This is a genomic window from Dyella sp. GSA-30, from assembly GCF_027924605.1.
Lineage (GTDB): Bacteria > Pseudomonadota > Gammaproteobacteria > Xanthomonadales > Rhodanobacteraceae > GSA-30.
Genome location: NZ_AP027042.1, coordinates 2,013,918 through 2,039,114 on the forward strand (window position 1 = coordinate 2,013,918; position 25,197 = coordinate 2,039,114).

Consider the following 25,197-nt stretch of genomic DNA (forward strand, 5'->3'; position numbering starts at 1 on the left):
TACGGCGGGGGCCTCCAGCCGCCATCGGTGCTAAACTCCATCAGCCGGCTTGCCGGTGAAAACCCATACGACGTCTTCAGGGCGGGGTGGAATTCCCCACCGGCGGTAGGTGCCTTCAAAGCACGAGCCCGCGAGCGCTTCCGGCACCCGCCGGAAGGTCAGCAGATCCGGTCCCATGCCGGAGCCGACGGTAAAGCGGTCCCCCACGTCGAGTGGCTGGGGCGGCTCATAGTCCGGATGAAAGAAGACGGCAAGAGGGACGGCCTGACGGCCGTCCGTCTGCCTCATGCCTTGGGGCGTTCTCGCTTTTTTGATGCGGAGAACGTTTCATGTTTACCGGAATCATCCAGACCGTAGGCCGTATTGCGCGCCTTGAACCGCGTGGCGGGGACGTGCGCCTGTACGTCGACACCGCCGGGCTCGACCTCACCGATGTGCAGTTGGGCGACAGCATTGCCGTTTCGGGCGTCTGCCTGACCGCCGTTACGCTCGAAGCGCGTGGCTTCAGCGCCGACGTATCCAACGAAACCCTGTCCCTGACCACCTTGGGCAAGCTCAAGGCCGGCGACCCGGTCAATCTGGAAAAGGCCTTGCGCCTGGCCGATCGCCTGGGCGGCCACCTGGTGTCCGGCCATGTCGATGGCCTGGGCAAGGTGGTGTCGGTCACCCCCGATGGTCGCTCGCAACGCTGGCTCTTCGAAGTGCCGGCGACGCTGTCGCGTTACATCGCCGCCAAGGGCTCGGTCTGCATCGACGGCACCAGTCTGACCGTGAACGAGGTGGCCGGACATCGTTTTGGTGTGAACCTTATCCCCCATACGGTGGAACACACAGCGTTCCATGCGCGTCGCCCCGGCGATGCGGTGAATATCGAGGTGGACGTGGTCGCACGCTATGTCGAGCGCCTGCTGTCCAGCGGCGAGGCGCCGCGCCTGGACGAGGCTTTCCTCAAGCAGCACGGTTTCGCCTGATTTGTGACCTGGCCCTGCCTCAACGGCAGGGCAGGCTTAACGACTACAAAGAGTTTCCATTCATGGCTTTCAACACCATCCCCGAGATCCTCGAAGACATCCGCGCCGGCCGCATGGTCGTCATTCTCGACGACGAAGATCGCGAGAACGAAGGCGACCTGATCATGGCCGCGCAGATGGTGCGGCCCGAGGACATCAACTTCATGGTGCGCGAAGCGCGCGGCCTGGTCTGCCTGACCCTGACCGAACAACGCACGCGTCAGCTGGGCCTGCGCCCGATGGTCAGCGACAACACCTCGCAGTACCACACCAACTTCACCGTCTCGATCGAGGCGGCCGAAGGCGTGACCACCGGCATCTCCGCGCACGATCGCGCACGCACCATCCAGGTGGCGGTCAAGAGCGATGCGCAGCCACGTGACCTGTCTCAGCCCGGCCATATCTTTCCGCTGACCGCGCAACCCGGTGGCGTGCTGACCCGCGCCGGGCATACCGAAGCCGGTTGCGATCTGGCCGGCCTGGCCGGATTGGAGCCCTCCGCCGTGCTGATTGAAATCCTGCACGAAGACGGCTCGATGGCCCGTCGTCCGGAGCTGGAAATCTTTGCGGCAAAACATGGTTTGAAGATCGGTTCCATCGCCGACCTGATCCGTTATCGGCTCGAAACCGAAAAGACCGTGCAGCGCGTCTACGAGGAGCAGGTCGACACCGAGTTCGGTCCGTTCCGCCTGGTCGCTTATCGCGATGCGATCCGCCATGGCCTGCATTTCGCACTGGTGCGCGGCAAGGTCGATGACGGCGCGCCGGTGCTTTCGCGTGTGCACGTACGCAACACCTTGTCCGACGTACTGCATCTACAGCGCGACGACCTGGGGCTGACCGTCACCGCGGCGCTGCGCCGCATTGCCGACGAAGATCGCGGCGTGTTGCTGGTGCTGTCGGGCGAAGACACACCCGATGCGTTGCTGCGCCGCCTGACCCGCCAGCCGACCCAGCAGGCGCCTGAAGAGGTGCAGCAACAGGAATGGCGTCAGCATGGCCTGGGCGCGCAGATCCTTACCGACCTGGGCGTGCAGCGACTGCGCGTGCTGGGTACGCCGCGCAAGCTGGTGGGTCTGGCGGGCTTTGGCCTGGAAGTGGTCGAGCACGTATAAAGTGCGATGACCTTGCCATCCTTTGCAGGAGCGACTTCAGGGAACCTCTAAAAAACCTTTCCTACTCGTCATTCCGGCGAAGGCCGGAATCCATCCCTCAGCGCAGATACTTGTCATATGTTGTCTGACAAGCGAGAGACTGAGGAATGGGTCCCGGCCTTCGCCGGGATGACGATAAAAACTGAGGTTATTCGAGGTTCCCTTCACTCGCGACAGGTCGTGACGTAACCGTGGGTCGCGACTGAAGTCGCTCCTACAAACTTAGGAAGTTTCTCGAGATTCCCTGATGACACGCATCCGTCTTATCGCTCCCTCCGGTTACCCGCATGATCGCGCCGCGATGGCGCGCGGCGTCGCGCGCCTGCACGACGAAGGCTGCGAGGTGGAAGGTGCCGACGTGCTCGATCGGGTCGATCTGCGTTTTGCCGGTAACGATGCGGAACGTGCGGCCGACATCAACGCATTGGCCACGATGGACCATCTCCCGGATATCGCGCTATCTGTACGCGGCGGCTACGGTGCGACGCGCCTGCTGGAACACCTGCACTACGACGCGCTGCGCGAACGTCTCGCTGGCACGTCGACCGTGCTGGTCGGGCATAGCGATTTCACCGCCATCCAGATGGCACTCCACGCGCGCAGCGGCCTGGTGACGTTCGGTGGGCCGATGCTCGGGCCCGACTTCGGCGCCGAGACGCTGAGCGAACTGACCTTGCCGCATTTCTGGCGCACCGTGCGTTCGCCTGCAGCGGAGGCGCGCTGGGAATGCGGAGGCGATGCCAGCCTGAAGGCCGAGGGCATGCTGTGGGGTGGCAATCTGGCGGTGCTGTGCAGCTTGCTGGGCACGCCGTATTTCCCGCGCATCGATGGCGGCATCCTGTTCGTCGAGGACGTCGGCGAGCCGCCGTTCCGCATCGAGCGGCTGCTGTACCAGTTGCATCTTTCCGGTGTGCTGGGGCGGCAGCGGGCGCTGATTCTGGGCGATTTCACCCATTGCCGTCACAGCGCCTACGACAACGGCTACGACCTGGATGCGGCCTTCGCGCAGATCGAGCACGTCACCGGCATCCCCGTGCTGCGCGGGCTGCCCTATGGCCATGCGCCGGACAAGTTCACGCTGCCGTTCGGCGTGCCGGCCCGCCTGACCGCTGCAGGCGGCCAGGCGACCGTCGCGTTCGAGGCGTACCCCCATTTAGCCACCTGACCCCGGTGCCGGGCACGCCCGGCCCCAAAACCCGTAAAATACCCAACTGCATGGGGCGAGCCTGCCCCTAGGAACCGTTTCCACATGAAGATCATCGAAGGCGATTTCGCCACGCCCAAAGGCCGCTTTGCCATCGTTGCCGGCCGTTTCAACGGTTTTGTCGTCGAGCCGCTGGTCGCCGGTGCGCAGGACGCGCTGGTCCGCCACGGCGTCAAGGACGATGCGATCGACCTGATCCGCGTGCCGGGCGCCTGGGAAATCGCGCTGGCCGCGCACAAGCTGGCCAATTCCGGCAAATACGTGGCGGTGATCGCGCTGGGCGCGGTGATCCGCGGTTCCACCCCGCATTTCGACTACGTGGCCGGCGAGTGCGCCAAGGGTCTGGCCCAGTCTGCCTATAGCTCCGGTGTGCCAGTGGCCTTCGGCGTGCTCACCACCGACAGCATCGAGCAGGCGATCGAGCGCTCCGGCACCAAGGCCGGCAACAAGGGCGCCGATGCCGCCATTGCTGCGCTGGAAATGGTCAACCTCTACGCGCGGTTGAAGTGATGAACCAGCGTCCGGAAGGCATCGACCTGGCCGCCCGCTCGCGTGCACGTCGCCGTGCATTGCAGGCGATCTACGCCTGGCAGATGAGCGGCAGCAAGATGAACGCGGTGATCGACCAGTTCCGCCATGAGCAGGACATGGAAGTAGCCGATCTCGAATACTTCGAAGACCTGCTGCGCGGCATCGAGCAGCACGTGGCCGAGCTCGATGAAGCGCTCACGCCGTACATCGACCGCGAAGTGGGACAGATCGATCCGATCGAGCGTGCTGCGTTGCGTATCGCTGCCTACGAGCTCAAATTCCGTCCGGACGTGCCGTATCGCGTGGTGATCAACGAGGCGATCGAAGTCACCAAGCGCTTCGGTGCTGACCACGGCCATAGCTACGTCAACGGCGTGCTCGACAAGCTGGCCAGCCAGCTGCGCGGTACCGAGAAACGCGGCTAATCGCCGCGTTAAAGCCTGATGGAATTCAGCCTGATCGAGCGCATCCGACAGCGCACCGCCCAAGGGCGCGAGGATGTGCGCGTAGGCATCGGCGATGACGCCGCGGTGCTCTCGATGCCAGCAGGTCAGGAGCAGATTGCGGCCATCGACACGATGGTCGAGGGCGTGCATTTTCCCGTGGGCACCGCGCCGGCCGATATCGGCTGGAAAGCGCTGGCGGTGAACTTGTCCGATCTCGCCGCGATGGGCGCCAGCCCTGCGTGGGCGCTACTTGCGTTGACCATGCCGCAAGCCGATGCGGATTTCGTCGATGGCTTTGCCGAAGGCTTTGCGCAACTGGCGCAGCCGTATCGACTGGCCTTGATCGGCGGCGACACGACGCGTGGCGCGTTGACGATCAGCGTGGCCGTGCATGGCTTCGCACCACCCGGTAAGGCTCTGACGCGTGATGCCGCCTGCGTGGGTGATGCCGTATTCGTGACAGGTACGCTCGGCGACGCAGCAGCCGGGCTGCATTGTTTGCAGCAACGCTTGCCCGAGAGTGCGCACAGCAGCTATCTGATTGAGCGACTGAACCGCCCGACGCCACGTATCGCTGCAGGCATTGCGCTGCGTGACGCTGCGCATGCCTGCATCGATGTTTCCGATGGTCTGCTCGCCGACCTTGGACATATCTGTCATGCCAGCGGCGTCGGCGCTGAAATCGATGCGGCGTTGTTGCCGCAATCGTCCGCTTTGCTGAGCCTTTACGACGATGCCACCGCGCGTGATTTTGCGCTGAGCGGCGGCGACGATTACGAGTTGTGCTTTACCGTGCCGGCAACACGCGTGGCCGAAGTGTCGGCGGATCTCGCGCGCCTTGGCTGCGGTGCGACACGTATCGGCCGCATCGTTGCGGGCGAGGGCGTGCGCGTGCGCGGTGCCCAAGGGCAGTGGCTCGAAACATTGTCGAGCGGTTGGGAACATTTTTCGGCATGAACGAGCGCAAGACCCTGACATCGGAACAGCGGCGTCTGTTGCTGACGTCGCCCGCCGGTTGGGTGGCGTGCGGGTTCGGCTCCGGGCTTGCGCCGGTCGCACAGGGCACGTTCGGATCGCTTGCCGCGTTGATTCCTTGGCTTGTGCTGCGTGAACTGAGTCTGCCGATCTATCTGGCTATCGTCGTGATCGGTTTCGTCCTGGGCGTATGGGCATGCGATGTCGCCGGCAAACGCTTGCAGGTGGACGATCATCGTAGCCTGGTCTGGGACGAATTCATCGGGCAATGGATCGCGCTGATTCCAGCGTTGTTCGCGCCATTCGCATGGTGGCAGCTGGCGGCCGGATTCGTGCTGTTTCGCCTTTTTGACGTCGCCAAGCCCTGGCCCATCGGCTGGGTCGACCGGCGCGTCAAAGGCGGTTTCGGCGTCATGATCGATGACGTGATTGCAGGTGTTTTTGCCGCCGTGGTGCTCGCCTTGCTGCGCTATTTCCTGCGCTGATCGCTTAAGTACATTTCATCCACGGCGATCCGCTTATAGTGGATGCTTACGTCTTTCGCTTGCCAAGGATTCGTCATGCTATATCGTCGACTCGGCCGTTCCGGTCTGCAACTTTCGGCTTTGTCATTCGGGGCGTGGGTAACGTTCGGTCAACAGGTCGACCGGTCTGCTGCGCGTGACATGCTGGCGCTGGCGCATGATCGCGGCGTCAATTTTTTCGATAATGCCGAGACGTACAACAACGGCGTCGCCGAACAGGTCATGGGCGACGTGCTGGCCGATCTGCGCTTTCCGCGTGACAGCTACTGCGTATCGAGCAAGGTGTTCTTCGGTGCGGTAAAGAATCCCCTGCCGACTCAACGCGGCCTGTCACGCAAGCATGTGATCGAAGCCTGCCATCAGGCCTTGCAGCGGTTGCGCCTCGAGCATCTCGATCTGTATTTCTGTCACCGCCCCGATCCGGATACGCCGATCGAGGAAACCGTCGCGGCGATGGACACGCTGATCCGTCAGGGCAAGGTGTTGTACTGGGGGACCAGCGAGTGGTCGGCGCCGCAGATCGAAGAAGCGCACCATATCGCCAAGCAGGGCCACTTCTATGCGCCGGTGATGGAGCAACCGCAGTACAACCTGCTGCATCGCGAGCGTGTCGAGCGTGAATACGCACCGCTGTATCGGCATTTCGGCATGGGTACGACGATCTGGTCGCCGTTGGCGTCGGGCTTGCTCAGCGGCAAATATAACGACGGTGTGCCGGATGACTCGCGTCTGGCGCAGCCGGGGTATGAGTGGTTGCGTGAGGCGGTGATCGGGAAAGGTGACGAGCGGATCGCCAAGGTACGGCGTTTGCAGCCTATTGCTGACGAGCTGGGTGTTTCGTTGGCGCAGCTGGCGATCGCGTGGTGTCTGGTCAATCCGAATGTGTCGACGGTGATGCTTGGGGCTAGCCGGAGTGAGCAGTTGGCGCAGAATCTGGATGCGGTGGATGTGTTGCCGCGGTTGCAGGGGGAGGTGTTGGTGGCTATTGAGAAGGCGATTAGCTGAGCTGTCTCGATTTACTGGTCATCCCCCTATTCTCGTCATCCCCGCGTAGGCGGGGACCCAGTGGCTTCGGTGTTGGATTGTCGCTGGAGCGTGCATCGCTCTGGCTTGGCGCTCGGGCTAGAAAGTCGCCTACGGCGTGTTTCGCCCGCCTGCCGGCGCGCGAGTTACTTTCTTTGCTTGTCCACGCACGCAGTGCGAACGGCGTTAGCCGGCCCGAAGGGCGGAGGGCCGTAAGGCCCGGAGTAAAGAAAGCTAACCAAAGAAAGGACACCCCGCCTCCGCCGTCCTTCGGACCGTGAGGTTTGGCCGAGTCCCTCCTTCGGGGGCCTGATCGTCCAAACCTCACTCGGCTCCCGAGGGGGCCCGAAGAGCTAACCGCTCGCTGCGCATCGCTTGTCGAGAGCACAGCTGCGCTGTGGTGATGTTCTCGCGAGCACCCGGCCCCCTCACCCCAGCCCTCTCCCCCGGCAAAGCCAGGGGAGAGGGAGCAGGTTGCGCAAGTGCGCAACACAGAAGCTCGCCTCAGTCAGTCCCCTCTCCCCTGGCTCCGCCGGGGGAGAGGGTTAGGGTGAGGGGGGCTTTAAGTCCTCACCGCCACGACGCCTCGCGCACAAATCCGGCGCACCTCAGAAGCGCCAGAAGTGTCCCCTGTCGATTCGAGTAGGCGGCACGAACGGTTTTATCCCTCAATGCTGCTCAGAGCTCTTGATCCATAGGCCATTTCTCTTGGGTTACTTCCTCTTTACTCCGGACCTAAAGGTCCTCCGCCCTGCGGGCCGGCTTCGCCGTTCGCACTGCGTGCGTGGGCCAGCAAAGAGAAAGTGGCTCGCTCGCCGGCAGGCGAGTGAAACGCCCGCTGCGTAAGCGGCCAGATCGCGAAAGGCCCCAGCCATGAAAGCGCCCCCCACCATAGACAAAACCAATCCCCCCAACAGCCCTTGACTATCAAATGAGAATCATTATCATCAACTCCGTCCTTGGCCGATGGCGGAACGCATCCCCATGTCTACCCTGACTTTGCACCGACACAACGAAGCAACCCAACCGCTGCGTCTGCTCAGCAATGCGGCCTCCGCCGCCACCCAGGCCGTAACCATTACGGCCAAGAAGATTTCCAGTCAGCTGTTGCTCGACGGTGCCCGTGAGCTGGTGATCCAGCATCAGGGCAATGAGTACCACCTGCGCCTGACGCGCAACGACAAGCTGATTCTTACCAAGTAACTCCCCCAGGGCAGGGACGCCCGCTTTTACTCGGCAACGTCGGCTTGGCCGGCTTGCCCAAGGCCTATCGCCAGCGTCGCGATGCGGCGCCCAGCCAGGTCTCCTTTCGGAGCATCGCTATGTTCGGCTGGTTTTCTCATGCACTTACCCAGGTCTGTCCGCAGGCCCTCGGCAGCGGTTGTCATCGCCGCTGGTTACGTGTGTCGCCTGGTGCGATGGCAAGGCAGCTGCCTCTGCTTGGCACCGTGCTTTACCTTCCATCGTGCACGGCGTTGAGCAGTGCCAATACGATGCTGCCGGGCTGGCTGGTCGAGCGGATCGAGCTGGTGCCGTTGTTGCGCACCTGTTGGATCGCGGCAGTGAGCGAGATCGGCGCCGAAGGTCCGCGCGAATGGCTGGAATGTTTCGATGCGCAAGGCGTGCTGCAGGCGCGGCTTTATCTGTTGCCCGATACCGACTATCTCGCGTGGGACGCGCTGCTCGCAGCCGCCGAGCCTTTGAGCGAAGCGCCCTTGGTTCGTAAGCTGCGCCCGACACGCTGTGCGATGGCATGGCTGGTATGTTTTCGCCACCGCCAACTGGGCGGTCTCAGGTTATTGAACGCTATTGATGTGCAGCAGCTCTCGCCGCTGGGGCAGGACATCGCCAACCAGGTGGCGCGCGTTGCGGGTGTCTACGCCGTTTGACCGTCCGGACGCTTGTCCGCCTGTCCGTGCGACTGTCCGCGGACAGCAACGCTTCCGTGAATCGCTTATATAACATGTTGTAGATAAAAGATTTTATCGGGAATTTCGGTTTGGCACGCGGATTGCTGAAGTAATCCCGGGGGGCGCACTGCTTGCGGCCTTAAGGGACAGCTCGATGATTCGCGATACTTCTGCTCAAGACCGTCTGGTCGAAGTCAAACCCAATCACAAGCGCCGCTTGCTGTGGATCGGTGTTGCCGTGGCCGTGGTGGTCATTGGCGCGCTGGTGCTGCCGCAGGCAGGCCGCATTTTCTCGGCCGACGCTTCGGTCAGCGCTTCACGTCTCGCCTTCGCTACGGTCGAGCGTGGTCCGTTCGTGCGCGACATCGCTGCCGAGGGCAAGGTGGTCGCGGCGGTCAGCCCGACGCTCTACGCCACGTACGGTGGCGCGGTGGTGCTCAAGGTGCACGCCGGCGACCAGGTGAAAAAAGGGCAGGTGCTCGCTGTCGTCGACAGCCCCGAGCTGATCAACAAGCTTGCGCAGGAGCAGAGCGCTGCCGACGCGATGCAGGTGGACTATCTGCGTGCACAGATCGATGCGCGCAAGAAGCGCGGCGAACTGCAGAAGGCCTACGACAACGCGCAGATCGATCACGAGACCGCGCAACGCGATCTGGGTCGCTACCAGAAAGCTTTTACCCAGGGCGCGGTGCCCAGCATGGACGTGGATAAAGCCAAGGACACGTTGAAGAAATCGGAAATCACCGAAATGCATGCCAAGGCGGACCTGGGCATGGACAACGACAGCCTCAGCTTCGACATCCAGTCGAAGAAGCTCGCTCATGATCGTCAATTGATCATGGTCAAGGATCTGCAGCGCCAGGTCGAAGATCTGAATGTGCGTTCGCCTGTCGACGGCCAGGTCGGTCAGTTGTTTATCGCCGAGCGCGCCACGGTCGCCAAGGACGCGCAGCTGCTCAGCGTGATCGACCTGTCCGCCCTGGAAGTCGAGATGAAAGTGCCGGAAAGCTTCGCCCGCGATCTGGGCATCGGCATGGGCGGCGAGATCACCGGTAACGGCAATACCTGGAAGGGCCTGGTCAGCGCCATCTCGCCGGAAGTCGTCAACGGCGAAGTCGCCGCACGTCTTCGCTTCGAAGGCGAGACGCCCAAGCAGCTGCGCCAGAACCAGCGCCTGTCAGTACGCGTGCTGCTGGACAAGCGCGACAACGTCATGACGGTGCAGCGCGGCTCGTTCGTCGACGAATCGGGCGGCAGCTATGCCTATCTGGTGCACGACGGCATTGCCGAGAAGAAGCCGATCCGCGTCGGCGCCAGCAGCATCGACAAGGTCGAGATTCTCGACGGGCTCAAAGAAGGCGATCGCATCGTGATCTCCGGTACCGACAACTTCAAGAATGCGGCACGCGTCGCCATCAGCCGCTAAACCACCACCGAAGGACGAAAAAACCATGCTGAAGATGACTCACCTGTCCAAGGTCTATCGCACCGAAGTGGTGGAGACCTATGCGCTGCGCGATTTCAATATCAACGTGACCGAAGGCGAGTTCGTTGCCGTGACCGGCCCATCCGGTTCGGGCAAGACCACCTTCCTCACCATCGCGGGCCTGCTGGAAACCTTCACCGGCGGCGAGTATCACCTGGACGGCGTCGAAGTGAGCCGGCTGGACGACAACGCACGCTCGAAGATCCGCAACGAAAAGATCGGCTTCATTTTTCAGGCCTTCAACCTGATCCCCGATCTGAACGTGTTCGACAACGTCGAAGTGCCACTGCGCTATCGCGGCATGAAGGCGGCCGAGCGCAAGCAGCGCATCATGGATGCACTGGAGCGCGTCGGCCTGGCCTCGCGCGCCAAACACTATCCGGCCGAACTCTCCGGCGGCCAGCAGCAGCGTGTCGCTATCGCGCGTGCACTGGCCGGTTCGCCGCGCCTGCTGCTCGCCGACGAACCGACCGGCAACCTCGATACGCAGATGGCGCGTGGCGTGATGGAACTGCTCGAAGAGATCCATCGCGAGGGTGCCACCATCGTGATGGTGACGCACGATCCCGAACTGGCTGCGCGCGCACAGCGCAACGTACACATCATCGATGGCCAGGTGGTGGATCTCGCCGAGGATCCGCGCTTCCACGCGCAGGTTCACGCGGCGCGCTCGCCAGCCTGAACGTAACGCTGAATCGGCATGGATGCCGGATGCGCCTCCCGCCACGCGGGAGGTTGTCGCCACCTCATCGAGCCATTGCCGATGTTCGCTTATTATTTTCAATTGGGTGTGCGCAGTCTCCGCCGCAATCCCGTGCTGACGGCCTTGATGATCATGGCGATCGGCTTCGGTGTGGCGGCATCGATGACGACTTACTCGGTCTTTCGCGCCACGTCGAACAATCCGATTCCGCAGAGATCCTCGGTGCTGTTCGCGCCGCAGATCGATAACTGGGGGCCGGAAGATAACGACAAGGGCGAGCCGCCTTCGGCGATGACCTATACCGATGCGATGGCGCTCATGCGTGCGCACAAGGCGCAGCGGCAGACGGCGCTGTATCCGATCGCCATTTCGGTTGTGCCCGATGACGCGAACATGCTGCCGATCATGGAAAACTCGTACGCGTGGTATGGCGACGCCTTTAGCATGTTCGATGTGCCGTTCCTCTATGGCAGTGGCTGGACCTCGGCCGAAGACGATGCGCATGCCGCCGTCACGGTGATCAGCCGCGCCCTCAACGAGAAACTGTTCCATGGCGCCAACAGCGTGGGCCGTGCGCTCAATATCGATGGTCACAGCTACCGCATCACCGGTGTGATCGATACCTGGAACCCGCAGCCGCTGTTCTTCGATCCGGTCAATACCTCGGGTTTCGACGATCCGACCCAGGTCTTCATTCCGTTCACTCGCGCAATAGATCTCAAGCTCCCCACCGCCGGCAACAACAACTGCAATAAGGATGCGGGCGACGGATACGAGGCCTGGCTGCGTTCGGAGTGCATCTGGATTCAGTACTGGGCGGAACTTCCCCAGAGCACGGCGGTTGCCAGCTACAAGGATTTCCTGGCCGGCTATGCCGCGGAGCAACAGCGGGCCGGGCGTTTTCGCTGGGCACCGAATGTTCGTTTGAACGACGTCATGAAGTGGATGGATGTGCAGAAAGTCGTCCCGCCGGAGTCGAAGATTTCCCTGCTCGTGTCCCTGGGTTTCCTGCTGATCTGTCTGGTCAATACGGTCGGTCTGCTGCTGGCCAAGTTCATGAAGCGGTCGTCGGAGATTGGCGTGCGGCGTGCACTCGGTGCCTCGCGACGCGAAATCTACGCGCAATTCCTGATCGAGTCGGCGACCGTGGGCCTGGCTGGCGGCTTGCTTGGCTTGATCCTGACTGGCGTGGGCATGCTCGGTATCGGCCTGGTGTTCGAGCCGCAGATTGCGCGCCTGGCACACCTGGATGTGAAGTTGATCGCGCTTACGTTGCTGGTGGCGATCATGGCGACCGTGATGGCAGCGTTCTATCCGACCTGGCGTGCCGCGCAAGTGCAGCCGGCCTGGCAGCTGAAATCCAACTGAGGGGACGACCATGCTGCAGATCAAGCCCATACTCGTCGCCCTGAAGCGACACAAAGCCGGCACCATCCTGATCGCGCTGCAGATTGCGCTGACGCTGGCGATCGTGTGCAACGCGTTGTTCATCATCCAGCAGCGCGTTACGCGTCTGCAGCGCCCCACGGGGCTGCAGGAGAGCGATCTGCTGACCATTCAGAGTCGCTTTGTCGGTGTCGCCGATGACGGTGTTGCGCCGCTGATTCGCTCCGACGTGTTGGCGTTGCGCCAGGTGACAGGGGTCGAAGATGCTTACGCGACCAATTCGTATCCGCTGCGCGGCGGTGGCTGGTCGACTGGTGCCCGGTTGAACCCGGATGCGAAAAAGCCGACAGCGCAGACCACGCAGTATTTCGTCGACGAGCATGCGCTGGCGACCATGGGTGCCAAGCTGATTGCGGGGCGCAACTTCAACGCGGGCGAAATCGTCGTTGCCGATCCCAAGTCGCTGAAGACGCCGCCGCAGGCCATCGTCACCAAAGCGCTGGCGGAAAAGCTCTATCCAAAGGAATCCGCACTGGGCAAGCCATTCTACCTGGGTGACGACAAGACGCCAGCCACGATTATCGGCATCGTCGAACGGCTCCAGGTACCGTGGTCGGGGACCTGGACGGACAACTTCAACGACAACGCCGTGCTGCTACCGGTCCAGCTGACCAGCAATTTCACCGTCTACCTGATTCGCGCCAAACCAGGTCAGCTGGCCGACATCACCAAGTCGGTGCCAGCGGCATTGTTCAAGAACAACCGCATGCGTGTGATCACCGGCGAGCGCGGCATTCGCACGTTCGCCACGGTACGCGAGCAGGCCTATAAGAGCGACCGAGGCATGGCAATTCTGATGGGCGTGGTCTGCCTGGTACTGCTCGCCATCACGGCGGCAGGCATCGTCGGCCTGACCAGTTTCTGGGTCGGTCAACGGCGCAAGCAGATCGGCGTGCGCCGCGCGTTGGGTGCGACCAAGCGCGACATTCTCAGTTACTTCCTCACCGAGAATTTGCTTATCGGCATCGTCGGCGTGGTGATTGGTGCGGGGCTTGCCATTGGCATGAACCTCTGGCTGGTAAGCCACTTCGAGATGGCGCGGCTTTCACTGGTGTATGTGCTGGCGGGTGTCGTGTTGCTGCTGCTGTTGGGGCAGGGCGCGGTGCTGGCACCGGCGATGCGTGCCTCGCGCGTGTCGCCGATCGAAGCTACGCGGTCGGTCTGACGGTCATCCATCGGGAGCAATGATGTTCAGCTACTACGTCCAATTGGGTGTGCGAAGCTTGAAGCGCAATCCGTGGTTGACGGCGCTGATGGTCATGGCGATCGGCTTTGGCGTCGCTGCGTCGATGATTACCTATTCGGTATTCCGCGCGGTCTCGGGCAATCCCATTCCGGAAAAGTCGGAGCGACTGTTCATACCGCAGATCGACAGTTGGGGACCGAAGTACAACCTGCTGGGCAACGAGCCGCCTTACGCGCTGAACTATGTCGATGCCATGGCGATGATGCGTACCCACAAGGCGAAGCATCAGACCATGCTGTATCCGATCGGGTTGTCGGCACTGCCCCGTGGCGGTCAGTCCATACCGTTCACCGTGGAAGGCTTTACGGTGCAGAGCGATTTCTTTGCGATGTTCGATGTGCCTTTCCAATACGGCGGCGCGTGGCCGACCTCGGATGACGACCAGCGTGCGGCCGTTGTGGTGATCAGCCGAAAACTCAACGACAAGTTGTTCGGCGGAGAAAACAGCCTGGGCCGCGAGATCACGCTGAGCGGGCACAATTACCGTGTGGTCGGGATCACCGAAAACTGGAATCCCAAGCCGCGCTTCTTCGCTGTCTGGGGTGGCTCGAGCTTCGGCAATCCGTCGGATATCTACATCCCCATCAGTCGCGCCATGGATCTGAGAATCGATACGGCAGGTAACAACAGTTGCCGCGGCCGCATCGATTACAGCGATTGGGATGGATGGTTGCAGAGCAATTGTGTGTGGGTAACTCCCTGGGTTCAGCTCGACAGTGCGGCAGAGGTTGCGCAGTACCGGCAGTTCCTCGAAGGCTATGCCGCCGATCAGCAGCGTGCCGGACGCTACGGCTGGGCACCTAATGTGCGTCTGCGCAACGTCATGGAGTGGCTCGATTACATGCAGGTAGTGCCCAAGGAAAGCAGCATCTCGCTGCTGGTGGCACTGGGTTTCTTCGCGATCTGCCTGATCAATACGATCGGTCTGCTGCTGGCCAAGTTCCTGCGTCGTGCCGGTGAAATCGGTGTGCGCCGTGCGCTCGGGGCATCGCGCAGGGAGATCTATGTGCAGTATCTGATCGAGGCTGGTGCGGTGGGTCTGGCCGGTGGTGTGCTCGGACTGCTGCTGACGGCCTTGGGTATCTCCGGTGTCGGTCTGCTGTTCCAGCCACAGATCGCACGCCTTGCACATCTGGATTTCACCCTGGTGGGTCTGACTTTGCTGGTGTCCATCTTTGCCACCATGGTCGCCGCGCTGTATCCCACCTGGCGCGCCGCTCAGGTGCAGCCGGCGTGGCAGCTCAAATCCAATTGAGGTCGCAATGATGCTGCAGATCAAGCCCATTCTTTCCGCATTGCGCCGCCACAAGGCCGGTGCCGTGTTGATTGCGCTGCAGACCGCGCTGACCCTGGCGATCGTCTGCAATGCGCTATTCATTATCCAGCAGCGCGTCGCACATCTTTCCGCACCCAGCGGTATCGACGAAGCGAACCTGCTGGTGATCGAAAACAACTGGGCGAGCAAGTTGAGCAAGGACGATGCCGATGCGCAGCAGCGGGCGGACCTGATTGCGCTGCGCCAGCTTCCCGGTGTGCACAATGCCATCGCCAGCAATTCCTACCCCATGCGGGGAGGCGGCTGGGATCAGTTCATCACCTTGACGCCGGATCAGACCACGGCGATCGGCGATCCGGCGGTCTACCTCGGCGATGAACACTTTCTGGATACGCTCGGCGTCAAACTGATCGCGGGGCGCAACTTCCGTCCGGATGAAATCCACCCGATCGCCAATCGCGAAAATGTCATGCCTCCGGTGACGATCGTGACGAAGGCACTGGCGGACAAGCTGTTTCCCGATGGCTCGGCGTTGGGCAAGTCGATCTATGCGATGAGCAGCACCCCCACGGTGATCGTCGGCATCGTCGATGTATTGCAGACACAGAGCCTGGAGAACTGGCAGATGCGCAATGCCTACCAGTCGCTGATCTGGCCGATGCGCCAGGTGGGAGATGCCTATTACATCCTGCGGGCCGAGCCTGGTCAGCTCGCCGCGGTCAGGCAGGCGGCGGTCAAAGCGCTCTACGCGCAGAACCGCATGCGCATCATCAATGACGACGGTGTGCTGGATTACGCCCAGATACGCCAGCAGGCCTATGACAGCGATCATGGCATGGCGGTGCTGATGGGCATCATCTGCGTGGTGTTGCTGGCGATCACCGCAGCCGGCATCGTGGGCCTCACCAGTTTCTGGGTAGGCCAGAGGCGCAAGCAGATCGGCGTGCGGCGTGCGCTGGGAGCGACCAAGCGCGACATTCTCAGCTACTTCCTTACCGAGAACCTGCTTATCGGTATCGCTGGTGTGATGATTGGTGCGTGCCTCGCCATTGGCATGAACCTGTGGATGGTGAGTCACTTCGAGATGGCGCGCTTGTCGTTGATGTATGTGCTCGCCGGCATCGTGCTGCTGTTGTTGCTGGGGCAGGGGGCGGTGCTGGCCCCTGCGGTGCGCGCCTCGCGCGTGTCGCCGGTCGAAGCGACGCGGTCGGTCTGACGGCCACCCATCGGGAGCAATGATGTTCGGTTATTACGTCCAACTGGGTGTGCGAAGCTTGGGGCGCAATCCGTGGTTGACGGCGCTGATGGTGATGGCGATCGGCTTCGGCGTTGCCGCGTCGATGATTACCTATTCGGTGTTTCGCGCAGTCTCGGGCAACCCCATTCCGGAAAAGTCCGAGCGCCTGCATGTGCCGCAGCTGGACAATTGGGGGCCGCAGCATGCGCGTTCCCTGGGCGAACCCCCCGAAGCGTTGACGTACACGGATTCCACGGCATTGTGGAAGGCGCATCAGGCCAGGATGCAGACGATTTTCTACGAGGTCACGCTCTCGGTCATTCCCGAGCATGGCGGCGGCTCGCTGCCATTCAATGTCAGCGGCTATGCCGCGACGGGCGATTTCTTCCAGATGTTCGACGTGCCGTTTCTTTATGGCTCGGGCTGGAGTCAGGCGGACGATGAAGGGCATGCGGACGTCGCGGTCATCGGCCGCAGTCTCAACGAGCGCCTGTTCCAGGGCGCCAATAGCGTGGGTCGCGAGATCAATATGCGTGGCCATAGTTATCGCATCGTGGGTGTAACCGATCAATGGGATCCCAAGCCACGTTATTTCGACCTGTTCAGCATGTTTACCGTCAACGGCATGGGTGACGCGTCGGAAATCTACGTGCCTTTCAGCAAAGCGATCGACCTCAAGATCGACACGGGTGGGCGCAATAGCTGCGGTGGTGCGTCGAGCTTGAATGCCGGCTGGGATGGCTGGTTGCACGGCGAGTGCGTATGGATCTCGATGTGGGTGCAGCTCGATACGCCGACGGAAACGGAGAGCTATCGCGAGTACCTGCGCAACTATGCGGCACAGATGCAGCAATCGGGTCGCTTCGCATGGGCGCCGAACATACGCTTGCGCAACGTCACCGAATGGCTCGATTACGAGAAGGTCGTCCCTCCGGAGAGCCGCATTTCCCTGATCGTTGCGTTGGGCTTTTTTGCCATCTGCCTGATCAATACGATTGGCCTGTTGCTGGCCAAGTTCATGCGACGCGCCGCGGAAATCGGCGTGCGTCGGGCGCTCGGTGCATCGCGGCGCGAGGTTTACCTGCAGTTTCTGATCGAGGCCAGCACTGTCGGTCTGGCGGGTGGTGTGCTGGGGGTATTGCTGACCACCATCGGGATGTTCGGTGTCGGCCTGATTTTCGAGCCACAGATTGCCAAGCTCGCGCATCTGGATGCCAGTCTGGTGCTACTGACCATCGTTGTGGCGATGGCGGCCACGGTGCTCGCCGCTTTCTATCCGACCTGGAAGGCTGCGCAAGTGCAGCCGGCCTGGCAGCTGAAATCGAACTAAGGGCGACGAGACGATGCTACAGATTCGCCCCATTGTTACCGCGTTACGCCGCCACAAGGCGGGTACGGTTCTTATCGCGCTGCAGATCGCCCTGACGCTTGCCATCGTCTGCAACGCTTTTTCGATCATTCAGCAGCGCCTGCAACATCTATCGCAGCCCACCGGCATCGACGAAGCCAATATCATCGTGGTGCAGAACGAATGGGCGCGATCGATGAGCACGCAGCAGGTCGACGCGCAGGTCAATACCGATCTGGAGGCGTTACGTCATCTCGCCGGCGTGCGCAACGCGGCGATCTCCAACGCATACCCGCTGCGCGGCAACGGCTGGGACGATCGCATCATGCTGGAGCCCGATCAGCTCAAGCCGACGACGTCCACGGCGCTGTTCTTTTCGGACGAGCGTCTGCTCGATACCTTGGGCGTACATCTGATCGCCGGCCGTAATTTTCAGCCAGGCGAAATCAAGGCCATGGATGTGCGAGACAAGCTTTCGCCGCCATCGGCGATCGTCACCCAGGCGCTTGCCAGGCATCTGTTTCCTGATGGCTCCGCCTTGGGCAAGTCGATTTATTTTGGCGATGCGCATCCGGTTGCGATCATAGGTATCGTCGACACCTTGCAGCCGCACAGCGTCGACCGCTGGGCTTCGGGCTTTGCTTCGCAAACCACCATCCTGCCGTCTCGCCTGTTGTCTGAATGGGGCAACTATTACCTCATCCGCACCGAGCCGGGGCAGATCGATGCGGTAGCCGCCAAGGTTCGCCAGACGCTGTTCGCACAAGACGTGATGCGGGTTATCAGCGACAAGGATGGTATCCAGAAATTTCCGGATATTCGTCAGGCAGCCTATGACCGCGACCGCGGTATGGCGGTGCTGATGGGTATCGTCTGCGTAGTGCTGCTGTCGATCACCGCTGCAGGCATCGTGGGCCTGACCAGTTTCTGGGTGGGGCAACGACGCAAGCAGATCGGCGTGCGCCGTGCGCTGGGTGCCACACGCGGTGACATCCTCAATTACTTCCTTACCGAGAACCTGCTTATCAGCAGCGGCGGCGCCCTGTTCGGCATCGTGCTCGCGGTAGGGCTGAATCTTTGGCTGGTAACCCGTTTCGAAATGCAGCGGTTGTCGTTGGCTTACGTATTGATCGGCGTGGTGATGTTGCTGTTGTTGGGGCAGGGCTCGGTGTTGGCGCCGGCGATGCGTGCATCGAAAGTGCCGCCGGTCGAAGCGACGCGTTCGGTGTAGTCATTTTTCATACGGCTTGGGGGAAGGGCAGCATGTTCGGGTACTACCTTGATCTGGCGCTACATAGTCTTAAGCGCAACAAGGTGCTGACGGCCTTGATGGTGGTCGCGATTGCGCTGGGCATTGGCGCGAGCATGACGACGTTGACCGTGCTGCACGTGCTTTCGGGCGATCCGCTGCCTGGCAGCAGCGCCACCTTGTTCAATCCGCGCATCGATCCTTTTTCGATGGATGGCTACGAGCCGAACAAACCGCCGCCGGAACAGGTCACCTGGACCGACGGCATGAATTTGCTGCACGCGGCACGCGCAGATCGGCAGGCGCTGATGACCGGCGGCGCCGTGCCGATCCAGCCCACGCAGTCGAGCATCGACCCGTTTTATACCGACGCGCGCTATACCACGGCCGACTTCTTTCCCATGTTCAGCGTGCCGTTTCTGTACGGCCGTGGCTGGAATGCCAGCGACGACGATGGCAAGGCGCGGGTGGTGGTGATTTCCAAATTGCTCAACGACAAGTTGTTCGAGGGCAAGGATAGTACCGGCCAGACGCTGCGCATGAAGGATACCTCGTTCCAGATCGTCGGCGTGCTGGGCGACTGGCGCGTCAACCCGCATTTCTACGATCTGAACATCGGCGACTACGCTGAAGCCGAAGATGTCTTCGTGCCGCTGTCGACGTCGCGCGACATGAAGCTTTCCTTGAACGGCTCCACCGATTGCTGGGGTTCGGGCGGCGATCCCGAGCACGCCGAGAACACGCCTTGTGTGTGGCTACAGTTCTGGGTGCAGATCGTCGACCCGGCCAAGGTCGAAGCGTACAAGACGTTCTTGACCCATTACTCGCAGGAGCAGAAAACCCTTGGCCGTTTCGAGCGTGAGCCGAATGTGGCCTTGCTCGATGTCATGCAGTGGCTGGATTACAAGAAGGTGGTGCCCAGCGACGTGCGTCTGCAAACGTGGCTGGCGCTTGGCTTCCTGCTGGTCTGTCTGGTCAACACCGTCGGTTTGATGCTGGCCAAGTTTCTGCGCCGGTCGGGCGAGCTTGGCGTGCGACGCGCTCTGGGGGCCTCCCGCCGCGACGTGTTCATGCAGTTGCTGATCGAGGCCGGAGTCATTGGCCTGGCAGGCGGCATGGGGGGGCTGATGCTTGCCTATACCGGCTTGTGGCTGGTGCGTCGGCAGCCATCCAGCTACGCCTCGCTCGCGCATCTGGATATGACGATGCTCCTTTCCACATTCCTGCTCGCCCTGATCAGCACGCTTTGTGCCGGCCTGTTGCCGGCGTGGCGTGCCTGCCAGATCACTCCCGCGTTGCAACTGAAGAGTCAGTGAGAGCCGATATGGAAATTCTTCCCATCCTTTCGACGTTGCGCCGCCACAAGATCACCGCAGCGCTGTTGATCCTGGAGATCGCACTGACGTGCGCGATCGTCTGCAACGCCGTGTTCCTGATCACCCAGCGCATCGACCGCATGAACATGCCCAGCGGCGTGGCGGAGAAAGAGCTGGTGCGTATACGTTTCGCCAGTATCGGCGCCAACGACGACAAATACGCTCGTGACCAGGAAGACCTGCAACTGTTGCGGCAGATTCCCGGGGTCACTCAAGTCGCTTCGGTCAATCAGGTGCCGTTCGGCAACTCGTCCAACAACAGCGGCGTGAAGATCGATCCCGATCAGAAGAAGTCGACCATTAACGCAACCAACTATTACGGCGTGAATCTTGCCGAAACCTTGGGTACGCAGCTGGTCGCCGGGCGCAATCTTCGCCCGGACGAATACGTCGACATGAAGACGATCATGGCCGCGCTGCAGACCAAGAACGACAAGGCCATGCCCAAGACGGTGGTGATCACCCAGGCGATGGCGAATCGTTTGTGGCCAGGGCAAAACCCACTGGGGAAGCCGATCTATCTTGACCAGACGCCGCTATACGTCGTTGGTGTAGTCAAAGAGCTGGTGCGCCCGTCGATCTGGGACGACTCGATCGCGAAGTACAGCATGATCCTGCCCGCGCGTGTTGCCGAGGGTCAGTATCTGATTCGTACGTCGCCGCAAGATCGCGACCGCGTACTCAAGACAGCGCTGGAGAAGCTCAAGGCGGCCGATCCGCATCGCGTGATATTGAGCAAACAGGTCTGGGAAGACGTTCGCACGCGTTTCTTCGAGGACGATCGCGCGATGACCGGCCTCCTGGCCGGCGTGTGCGTCGCGTTGCTGGTTGTTACCGCGTTGGGCATTGTCGGCCTGGGCAGTTTCTGGGTGGCACAACGGCGTCGTCAGATCGGCGTGCGTCGCGCACTCGGTGCCACGCGCGGCAATATCCTGCGCTACTTTCAGACGGAAAATTTTCTGCTGGCCACGATAGGCATCGTTCTGGGCATGGCGCTGGCGTACGGCATCAACTTGTTCCTGATGGTGCATTACGAGCTGCCGCGATTGCCCGGATCCTATTTCCCGATCGGTGCCATCGCCTTATGGGCGGTAGGACAGATTGCCGTTCTGGGGCCGGCCATGCGTGCGGCAGCCGTGCCGCCCGTGGTGGCGACGCGGGCGGCCTGATCGATCGGCGAGGAGAGGCTGATGTTCGGTTATTACCTGGATCTTGCACTGCGTAGCTTGAAGCGCAACCGCGTGCTGACCGCGCTGATGGTGATTGCCATCGCAGTCGGCATCGGTACGAGCATGACCACGCTGACGGTCATGTATCTGCTGTCGGGCGATCCGCTGCCTGGACGCAGCGAGCACATCTTCTATCCGCAGCTCGACGCCGAAACCGGCAAGGGGATGGTGCGCAGCCGTCCGGCCGATCTGCTCGATTACCCCAGTGCCAGGGATCTATGGAGTAGCGGCAAGGCCGATCGCCAGACGATGACGGCCGAGGCGCTGGTAAAGATTCAGCCGGTCGAGGCCGGTCGGCATCCGTCCATGATCGACACGTTGACCACGACCAGCGCCTTCTTTTCGATGTTCAACGTACCGTTTCGCTATGGCGGCCCGTGGCAGCCGGCCGATGACGAGGCGCGTTCGCGAACGGTAGTCATCAGCGAACGCCTCAATCAACAGCTGTTTGCCGGTGCAAACAGCGTCGGTCGCACGCTGCGTGTCGATAGCAACGATTTGCGTATCGTAGGCGTGCTTGATCATTGGCGCCCGTCGCCTCGGTTCTATATGGTCGTGGGTGGGCATGGTGCCAGCGATACCAGCGATCTCTATAAGCCGCCGCATGATCTCATGCTGCCGTTGTCGACCGCGCTGGATCTGCATTCGCAGTTCAGCTGGTTCAGCTGCTGGGGCAATGTCGATCCAAAGAACATGGCGGCCGCGGCTTGTGAATGGGTGGGATTGTGGGTGCAGCTGGATACGCCGGCCACGCGTTCGGCGTACCGAGACTACCTGCGCGACTACGATGCGCAGCAACGTAGCCTGGGCCGTTTCGATCACCCACCCAACATTCGCATGATGTCGCTGATGCAATGGCTGGACTTCAATCAGGTGGTGCCCAAGGACGTGCAATTGCAGACCTGGCTGGCCTTCGGCTTTCTGGTCATCTGCCTGTGCAATACCGTGGGTCTGCTGCTGGTGAAGTTCCTTGGTCGCAGCGGTGAGATCGGGGTGCGTCGCGCCATGGGCGCTTCGCGGAGCGACATCTTCATGCAGTGTCTGGTGGAGGCTGGTGCCGTAGGCCTGTTGGGGGGCATCGGTGGCCTGCTGCTCGCATGGTTCGGACTTTGGCTGGTCCGTCAGCAGAAGGTGGCGTACGCCGATCTGGCACAGCTCGATCCGATGCTGCTGTTGGTCACCGTGGCGATGGCCATCCTGGCGAGCCTGCTTGCCGGCCTGCTTCCGGCGGTGCGCGCAAGCCGTGTCCCACCCGCTCTTCAGATCAAGGTGAGCTGAGCCATGCGTATGGATATCCGTCATGTCGCCGCTGCACTGCGCCGCCATCGCATGGCAACCCTGTTGATCGGCCTGCAGATCGCGCTTGCATGCGCGGTACTGTGCAATGCGCTCTTTCTACTCAGCAATCGCCTGCAATTGATGAGCATGGCCTCGGGGGTGGACGAGTCGCACCTGGTGGCGCTGTCGTTGCAGGGTACGGGCAATGACCTGGGGCGCGATACCTTGCTACGTATCAAGCAGGGCTTGCGTGGGATCGCCGGCGTCGAATCGGTAAGCATGACCAATGCCGTGCCCTTCACCCAGCAGGCGGGCGAAATCGGTTTTCGAAGCGTTCTCGATGATCCTCAATACAATCAGCAAGGTCATTTCTACGTCGCCGACAATGACTTTATTCGTACCGTCGGTGTGCATCTGGCCGACGGCCGCTGGCTGGGCGACGATGAAGCGGCCAACTCGACATCGTTCCTGCCCTCATCGCCATCGATCCTGATGTCGCGTTCCTACGCGCAGCATATCTGGCCGGGGCAGCCCTCCCTGGGCCAGGTGCTCTTTGCCGACGGCGCGCAACGCCGCGTGGTGGGATTGATCGAGGACCTCGCACGGCCCAACCCCGAGCCGCTGATATTGCATAACACGGTGCTGATCACCGGCAGCAATGTCCTCGGGCAGGTATTTGTACTGCGTACCGGTCCGCTCTCGCGAGACCGGGTCTTGCGTCAGGCCCTCGACGCAGTGGCGCGCATCGCACCGGATGTCGTGGTCGACCTGGATTATTCGGGCACGCTCAGCGAATTGCGTGATCGCTATTTCGCTTCCAATCGGGCCATGGCTGCCATGCTTTGCGGGATCATCGCCGCCATGCTGCTGGTGACCGCACTGGGTATTGTCGGGCTGGCCAGTTTCTGGGTGCAGCAACGGCGGCGTCAGATCGGCATCCGCCGCGCCATCGGTGCTCGCCGCAGCGATATCCTCAGCTATTTCCAGACCGAAAACTTTCTCATCGTCAGCGGCGGTATCGCGCTGGGCATGGTGATGGCCTTTGCGCTCAATATCGTTCTGATGAAGCTCTACGAAGTACCGCGCCTACCGCTGGCCTATCTACCCTGGGGCGCGGTCACGCTTTGGATACTGGGGCAATTGGCAGTACTCGGGCCGGCCATTCGCGCCGCACGCGTGCCGCCCGTAGTAGCGACGCGGTCAGTCTGACATCGAGGGAGCGAGAGCGTGTTGAGTTATTACTGGTCGTTGGCGCTGCACAGCATGTGGCGCAGCAAGGTATTGACCGTCTTGATGGTGGTGGCGATAGGACTGGGCATCGGCGCGAGCATGACGATGCTCACGGTGCTGCATGTGATGTCGGGCGATCCGCTGCCTGGGCGAAGCCATGTGTTGTTCTATCCGCATGTCGATCCACTGCCGCTGAAATTCAGCACGGCGGCCGATTACGATCCCGCCGACAATATGACCTGGCCCGACGCCATGGCCTTGCTTAAAGCGCGTCGCGCCACCCGTCAGGCGGCGATGGCCGGTGGTGAGGTGCTGGTGCGTGCGCCGTTGCACGGCAACAGCCCGTTTCTCATCGATGGGCGCTATACCACGGCGGACTTTTTCGCGATGTTCGGCGTGCCCTTTGCGGCTGGCGAAGGATGGTCGGCCGATGACGATGCCGCACGTGCGCGCCTGGTGGTGCTGTCGACGTCATTAGCGCGCAAGTTGTTCGGCGATGCCGGGGCCGTCGGTCGTTCGGTACGCCTGGACGATACCGACTATCGCGTCGTGGGCGTGATCGCCGACTGGCAGCCCGAGCCGTTGTTCTACAGCGACAGCGTGTCTCGCACCTTTGGCGCCACGGATCAGTTCTTTATGCCGCTGAGCGTTGCGGTGGACCTGAAGCTGGCGGGCACTGGCAATTTCTCCGGCTGGGGCCATGACGAGGACAACACGAAGATGGTCAGTCCGACCACCTCCTGGCTGCAGTTCTGGGTCCAGTTGGACAGCCCGGACGCGGTAGCGGCGTATCGGCAGTTCCTGGTGGACTATTCGGCGCAGCAGAAGGCGCTGGGACGTTTCGAGCGGGAGCCATCGCAGGCGCGGCTCGATACCCTGGCACAGCGGCTGGACCATCAGCATCTGGTGCCGGGCGATGTACGCCTGCAGCTGTGGCTGGCGCTGAGTTTCCTGGTGGTCTGCGTGCTGAACATCGTGGCCTTGCTGCTGGCCAAGTTTCTGCGCCGCAGTGGCGAGCTCAGCGTACGCCGGGCGCTGGGTGCTCGCCGACGTGACATCTTTCTGCAACTGGGCATGGAGGCCCTGGCCATCGGCGTCATCGGCGGCGTTCTGGGCTTGCTGCTTGCTCAAGTGGGCCTATGGAGCGTGAGGCAGCGCCCCGATGACTATGCGCAACTGGCCAGCATGGACGTGTCGATGCTGGCGATGACCTTCGCGCTGTCGATCGCGGCCTGTCTTTTGGCGGGTTTCATTCCGGCCTGGCGCGCGTCGCGCGTGCCGCCCGCGCTGCAGATGAAACAGCTTTGAGGTGCCCG

Annotated in this window: 23 protein-coding genes and 1 riboswitch; all 23 genes read left to right on the forward strand. The window is 61.8% G+C overall.

What is annotated here, in order from left to right; all coding sequences use genetic code 11:
• Positions 1-68 precede the first annotated feature (68 nt).
• A riboswitch (FMN riboswitch) is annotated at positions 69-253 on the forward strand.
• Between the two features lie 76 nt (positions 254-329).
• The 23 genes from QMG46_RS08910 to QMG46_RS09020 all read left to right on the forward strand — a co-directional run bounded on the left by QMG46_RS08910 (position 330) and on the right by QMG46_RS09020 (position 25,189).
• Positions 330-971 carry a riboflavin synthase gene (locus QMG46_RS08910; protein WP_281852156.1) on the forward strand — a complete coding sequence of 214 codons (642 nt, stop codon included), beginning with the start codon at positions 330-332 and terminating at the stop codon, positions 969-971.
• Between the two features lie 62 nt (positions 972-1,033).
• Positions 1,034-2,125 (forward strand): bifunctional 3,4-dihydroxy-2-butanone-4-phosphate synthase/GTP cyclohydrolase II, encoded by a 1,092-nt coding sequence (gene ribBA, locus QMG46_RS08915; RefSeq protein ID WP_281852157.1) that lies wholly within the window; start codon positions 1,034-1,036, stop codon positions 2,123-2,125.
• Positions 2,126-2,411: 286 nt separating this feature from the next.
• The gene (gene ldcA, locus QMG46_RS08920) at positions 2,412-3,329 is read left to right on the forward strand and encodes a muramoyltetrapeptide carboxypeptidase (protein WP_281852158.1); all 918 of its coding nucleotides are present in this window, start codon (positions 2,412-2,414) and stop codon (positions 3,327-3,329) included.
• Between the two features lie 84 nt (positions 3,330-3,413).
• Positions 3,414-3,878 carry a 6,7-dimethyl-8-ribityllumazine synthase gene (gene ribE / locus QMG46_RS08925; RefSeq protein WP_281852159.1) on the forward strand — a complete coding sequence of 155 codons (465 nt, stop codon included), beginning with the start codon at positions 3,414-3,416 and terminating at the stop codon, positions 3,876-3,878.
• Entirely contained in the window at positions 3,878-4,324 is a 447-nt protein-coding gene (gene nusB, locus QMG46_RS08930; RefSeq protein ID WP_281852160.1) for a transcription antitermination factor NusB, read from the forward strand. Before ribE ends, nusB begins: the two co-directional genes overlap by 1 nt.
• Positions 4,325-4,342: 18 nt before the next feature.
• On the forward strand, positions 4,343-5,302 hold the full coding sequence (gene thiL / locus QMG46_RS08935) for a thiamine-phosphate kinase (RefSeq protein WP_281852161.1): 960 nt from the start codon (positions 4,343-4,345) through the stop codon (positions 5,300-5,302).
• The gene (locus QMG46_RS08940) at positions 5,299-5,805 is read left to right on the forward strand and encodes a phosphatidylglycerophosphatase A family protein (RefSeq protein ID WP_281852162.1); all 507 of its coding nucleotides are present in this window, start codon (positions 5,299-5,301) and stop codon (positions 5,803-5,805) included. The genes thiL and QMG46_RS08940 overlap by 4 nt, the downstream gene beginning before the upstream one ends.
• Before the next feature lie 75 nt (positions 5,806-5,880).
• Complete coding sequence (locus tag QMG46_RS08945) at positions 5,881-6,849, forward strand: potassium channel beta subunit family protein (protein ID WP_281852163.1); 969 nt, start codon at positions 5,881-5,883, stop codon at positions 6,847-6,849.
• A gap of 1,002 nt (positions 6,850-7,851) precedes the next feature.
• A complete protein-coding gene (locus tag QMG46_RS23655; protein WP_345781791.1) occupies positions 7,852-8,070 on the forward strand; it encodes a hemin uptake protein HemP in 219 nt (72 codons plus the stop codon).
• 44 nt (positions 8,071-8,114) lie between these two features.
• Complete coding sequence (locus QMG46_RS08955; protein WP_281852164.1) at positions 8,115-8,756, forward strand: hypothetical protein; 642 nt, start codon at positions 8,115-8,117, stop codon at positions 8,754-8,756.
• A gap of 175 nt (positions 8,757-8,931) precedes the next feature.
• Positions 8,932-10,203, forward strand: coding sequence for an efflux RND transporter periplasmic adaptor subunit (locus tag QMG46_RS08960; RefSeq protein ID WP_281852165.1), 1,272 nt, complete (start codon positions 8,932-8,934; stop codon positions 10,201-10,203).
• Positions 10,204-10,228: 25 nt separating this feature from the next.
• Positions 10,229-10,945 carry an ABC transporter ATP-binding protein gene (locus tag QMG46_RS08965; protein WP_281852166.1) on the forward strand — a complete coding sequence of 239 codons (717 nt, stop codon included), beginning with the start codon at positions 10,229-10,231 and terminating at the stop codon, positions 10,943-10,945.
• An 81-nt stretch (positions 10,946-11,026) separates the two neighbouring features.
• Entirely contained in the window at positions 11,027-12,334 is a 1,308-nt protein-coding gene (locus QMG46_RS08970) for an ABC transporter permease (protein WP_281852167.1), read from the forward strand.
• A gap of 10 nt (positions 12,335-12,344) precedes the next feature.
• Positions 12,345-13,577 (forward strand): ABC transporter permease, encoded by a 1,233-nt coding sequence (locus QMG46_RS08975; protein ID WP_281852168.1) that lies wholly within the window; start codon positions 12,345-12,347, stop codon positions 13,575-13,577.
• Positions 13,578-13,599: 22 nt separating this feature from the next.
• Positions 13,600-14,913, forward strand: a complete 1,314-nt coding sequence (locus QMG46_RS08980; protein ID WP_281852169.1) for an ABC transporter permease — start codon at positions 13,600-13,602, stop codon at positions 14,911-14,913.
• Positions 14,914-14,920: 7 nt separating this feature from the next.
• Positions 14,921-16,150, forward strand: coding sequence for an ABC transporter permease (locus tag QMG46_RS08985; RefSeq protein WP_281852170.1), 1,230 nt, complete (start codon positions 14,921-14,923; stop codon positions 16,148-16,150).
• A 22-nt stretch (positions 16,151-16,172) separates the two neighbouring features.
• Positions 16,173-17,501, forward strand: coding sequence for an ABC transporter permease (locus QMG46_RS08990; RefSeq protein WP_281852171.1), 1,329 nt, complete (start codon positions 16,173-16,175; stop codon positions 17,499-17,501).
• Positions 17,502-17,514: 13 nt separating this feature from the next.
• Entirely contained in the window at positions 17,515-18,750 is a 1,236-nt protein-coding gene (locus QMG46_RS08995; RefSeq protein ID WP_281852172.1) for an ABC transporter permease, read from the forward strand.
• A 32-nt stretch (positions 18,751-18,782) separates the two neighbouring features.
• On the forward strand, positions 18,783-20,084 hold the full coding sequence (locus tag QMG46_RS09000; RefSeq protein ID WP_281852173.1) for an ABC transporter permease: 1,302 nt from the start codon (positions 18,783-18,785) through the stop codon (positions 20,082-20,084).
• Positions 20,085-20,092: 8 nt separating this feature from the next.
• Positions 20,093-21,313 carry an ABC transporter permease gene (locus QMG46_RS09005; RefSeq protein ID WP_281852175.1) on the forward strand — a complete coding sequence of 407 codons (1,221 nt, stop codon included), beginning with the start codon at positions 20,093-20,095 and terminating at the stop codon, positions 21,311-21,313.
• Positions 21,314-21,334: 21 nt separating this feature from the next.
• Positions 21,335-22,651 carry an ABC transporter permease gene (locus tag QMG46_RS09010; RefSeq protein ID WP_281852176.1) on the forward strand — a complete coding sequence of 439 codons (1,317 nt, stop codon included), beginning with the start codon at positions 21,335-21,337 and terminating at the stop codon, positions 22,649-22,651.
• Between the two features lie 3 nt (positions 22,652-22,654).
• On the forward strand, positions 22,655-23,860 hold the full coding sequence (locus tag QMG46_RS09015) for an ABC transporter permease (RefSeq protein ID WP_345781792.1): 1,206 nt from the start codon (positions 22,655-22,657) through the stop codon (positions 23,858-23,860).
• Between the two features lie 18 nt (positions 23,861-23,878).
• Positions 23,879-25,189 (forward strand): ABC transporter permease, encoded by a 1,311-nt coding sequence (locus tag QMG46_RS09020; protein ID WP_281852177.1) that lies wholly within the window; start codon positions 23,879-23,881, stop codon positions 25,187-25,189.
• The last annotated feature ends 8 nt before the right edge of the window (positions 25,190-25,197 follow it).

Coding starts and splice junctions, on each gene's coding strand:
- QMG46_RS08995 (WP_281852172.1), top strand. CDS start 17,515: ATGCTACAGATTCGCCCCATTGTTACCGCGTTACGCCGCCACAAGGCG.
- QMG46_RS08985 (WP_281852170.1), top strand. CDS start 14,921: ATGATGCTGCAGATCAAGCCCATTCTTTCCGCATTGCGCCGCCACAAG.
- QMG46_RS09000 (WP_281852173.1), top strand. CDS start 18,783: ATGTTCGGGTACTACCTTGATCTGGCGCTACATAGTCTTAAGCGCAAC.
- QMG46_RS08910 (WP_281852156.1), top strand. CDS start 330: ATGTTTACCGGAATCATCCAGACCGTAGGCCGTATTGCGCGCCTTGAA.
- QMG46_RS09015 (WP_345781792.1), top strand. CDS start 22,655: ATGCGTATGGATATCCGTCATGTCGCCGCTGCACTGCGCCGCCATCGC.
- QMG46_RS23655 (WP_345781791.1), top strand. CDS start 7,852: ATGTCTACCCTGACTTTGCACCGACACAACGAAGCAACCCAACCGCTG.
- QMG46_RS08980 (WP_281852169.1), top strand. CDS start 13,600: ATGTTCAGCTACTACGTCCAATTGGGTGTGCGAAGCTTGAAGCGCAAT.
- QMG46_RS08965 (WP_281852166.1), top strand. CDS start 10,229: ATGCTGAAGATGACTCACCTGTCCAAGGTCTATCGCACCGAAGTGGTG.
- ribBA (WP_281852157.1), top strand. CDS start 1,034: ATGGCTTTCAACACCATCCCCGAGATCCTCGAAGACATCCGCGCCGGC.
- nusB (WP_281852160.1), top strand. CDS start 3,878: ATGAACCAGCGTCCGGAAGGCATCGACCTGGCCGCCCGCTCGCGTGCA.
- QMG46_RS08990 (WP_281852171.1), top strand. CDS start 16,173: ATGTTCGGTTATTACGTCCAACTGGGTGTGCGAAGCTTGGGGCGCAAT.
- QMG46_RS08975 (WP_281852168.1), top strand. CDS start 12,345: ATGCTGCAGATCAAGCCCATACTCGTCGCCCTGAAGCGACACAAAGCC.
- thiL (WP_281852161.1), top strand. CDS start 4,343: ATGGAATTCAGCCTGATCGAGCGCATCCGACAGCGCACCGCCCAAGGG.
- ribE (WP_281852159.1), top strand. CDS start 3,414: ATGAAGATCATCGAAGGCGATTTCGCCACGCCCAAAGGCCGCTTTGCC.
- QMG46_RS08960 (WP_281852165.1), top strand. CDS start 8,932: ATGATTCGCGATACTTCTGCTCAAGACCGTCTGGTCGAAGTCAAACCC.
- QMG46_RS08970 (WP_281852167.1), top strand. CDS start 11,027: ATGTTCGCTTATTATTTTCAATTGGGTGTGCGCAGTCTCCGCCGCAAT.
- QMG46_RS08945 (WP_281852163.1), top strand. CDS start 5,881: ATGCTATATCGTCGACTCGGCCGTTCCGGTCTGCAACTTTCGGCTTTG.
- QMG46_RS08940 (WP_281852162.1), top strand. CDS start 5,299: ATGAACGAGCGCAAGACCCTGACATCGGAACAGCGGCGTCTGTTGCTG.
- QMG46_RS09005 (WP_281852175.1), top strand. CDS start 20,093: ATGGAAATTCTTCCCATCCTTTCGACGTTGCGCCGCCACAAGATCACC.
- QMG46_RS09010 (WP_281852176.1), top strand. CDS start 21,335: ATGTTCGGTTATTACCTGGATCTTGCACTGCGTAGCTTGAAGCGCAAC.
- ldcA (WP_281852158.1), top strand. CDS start 2,412: ATGACACGCATCCGTCTTATCGCTCCCTCCGGTTACCCGCATGATCGC.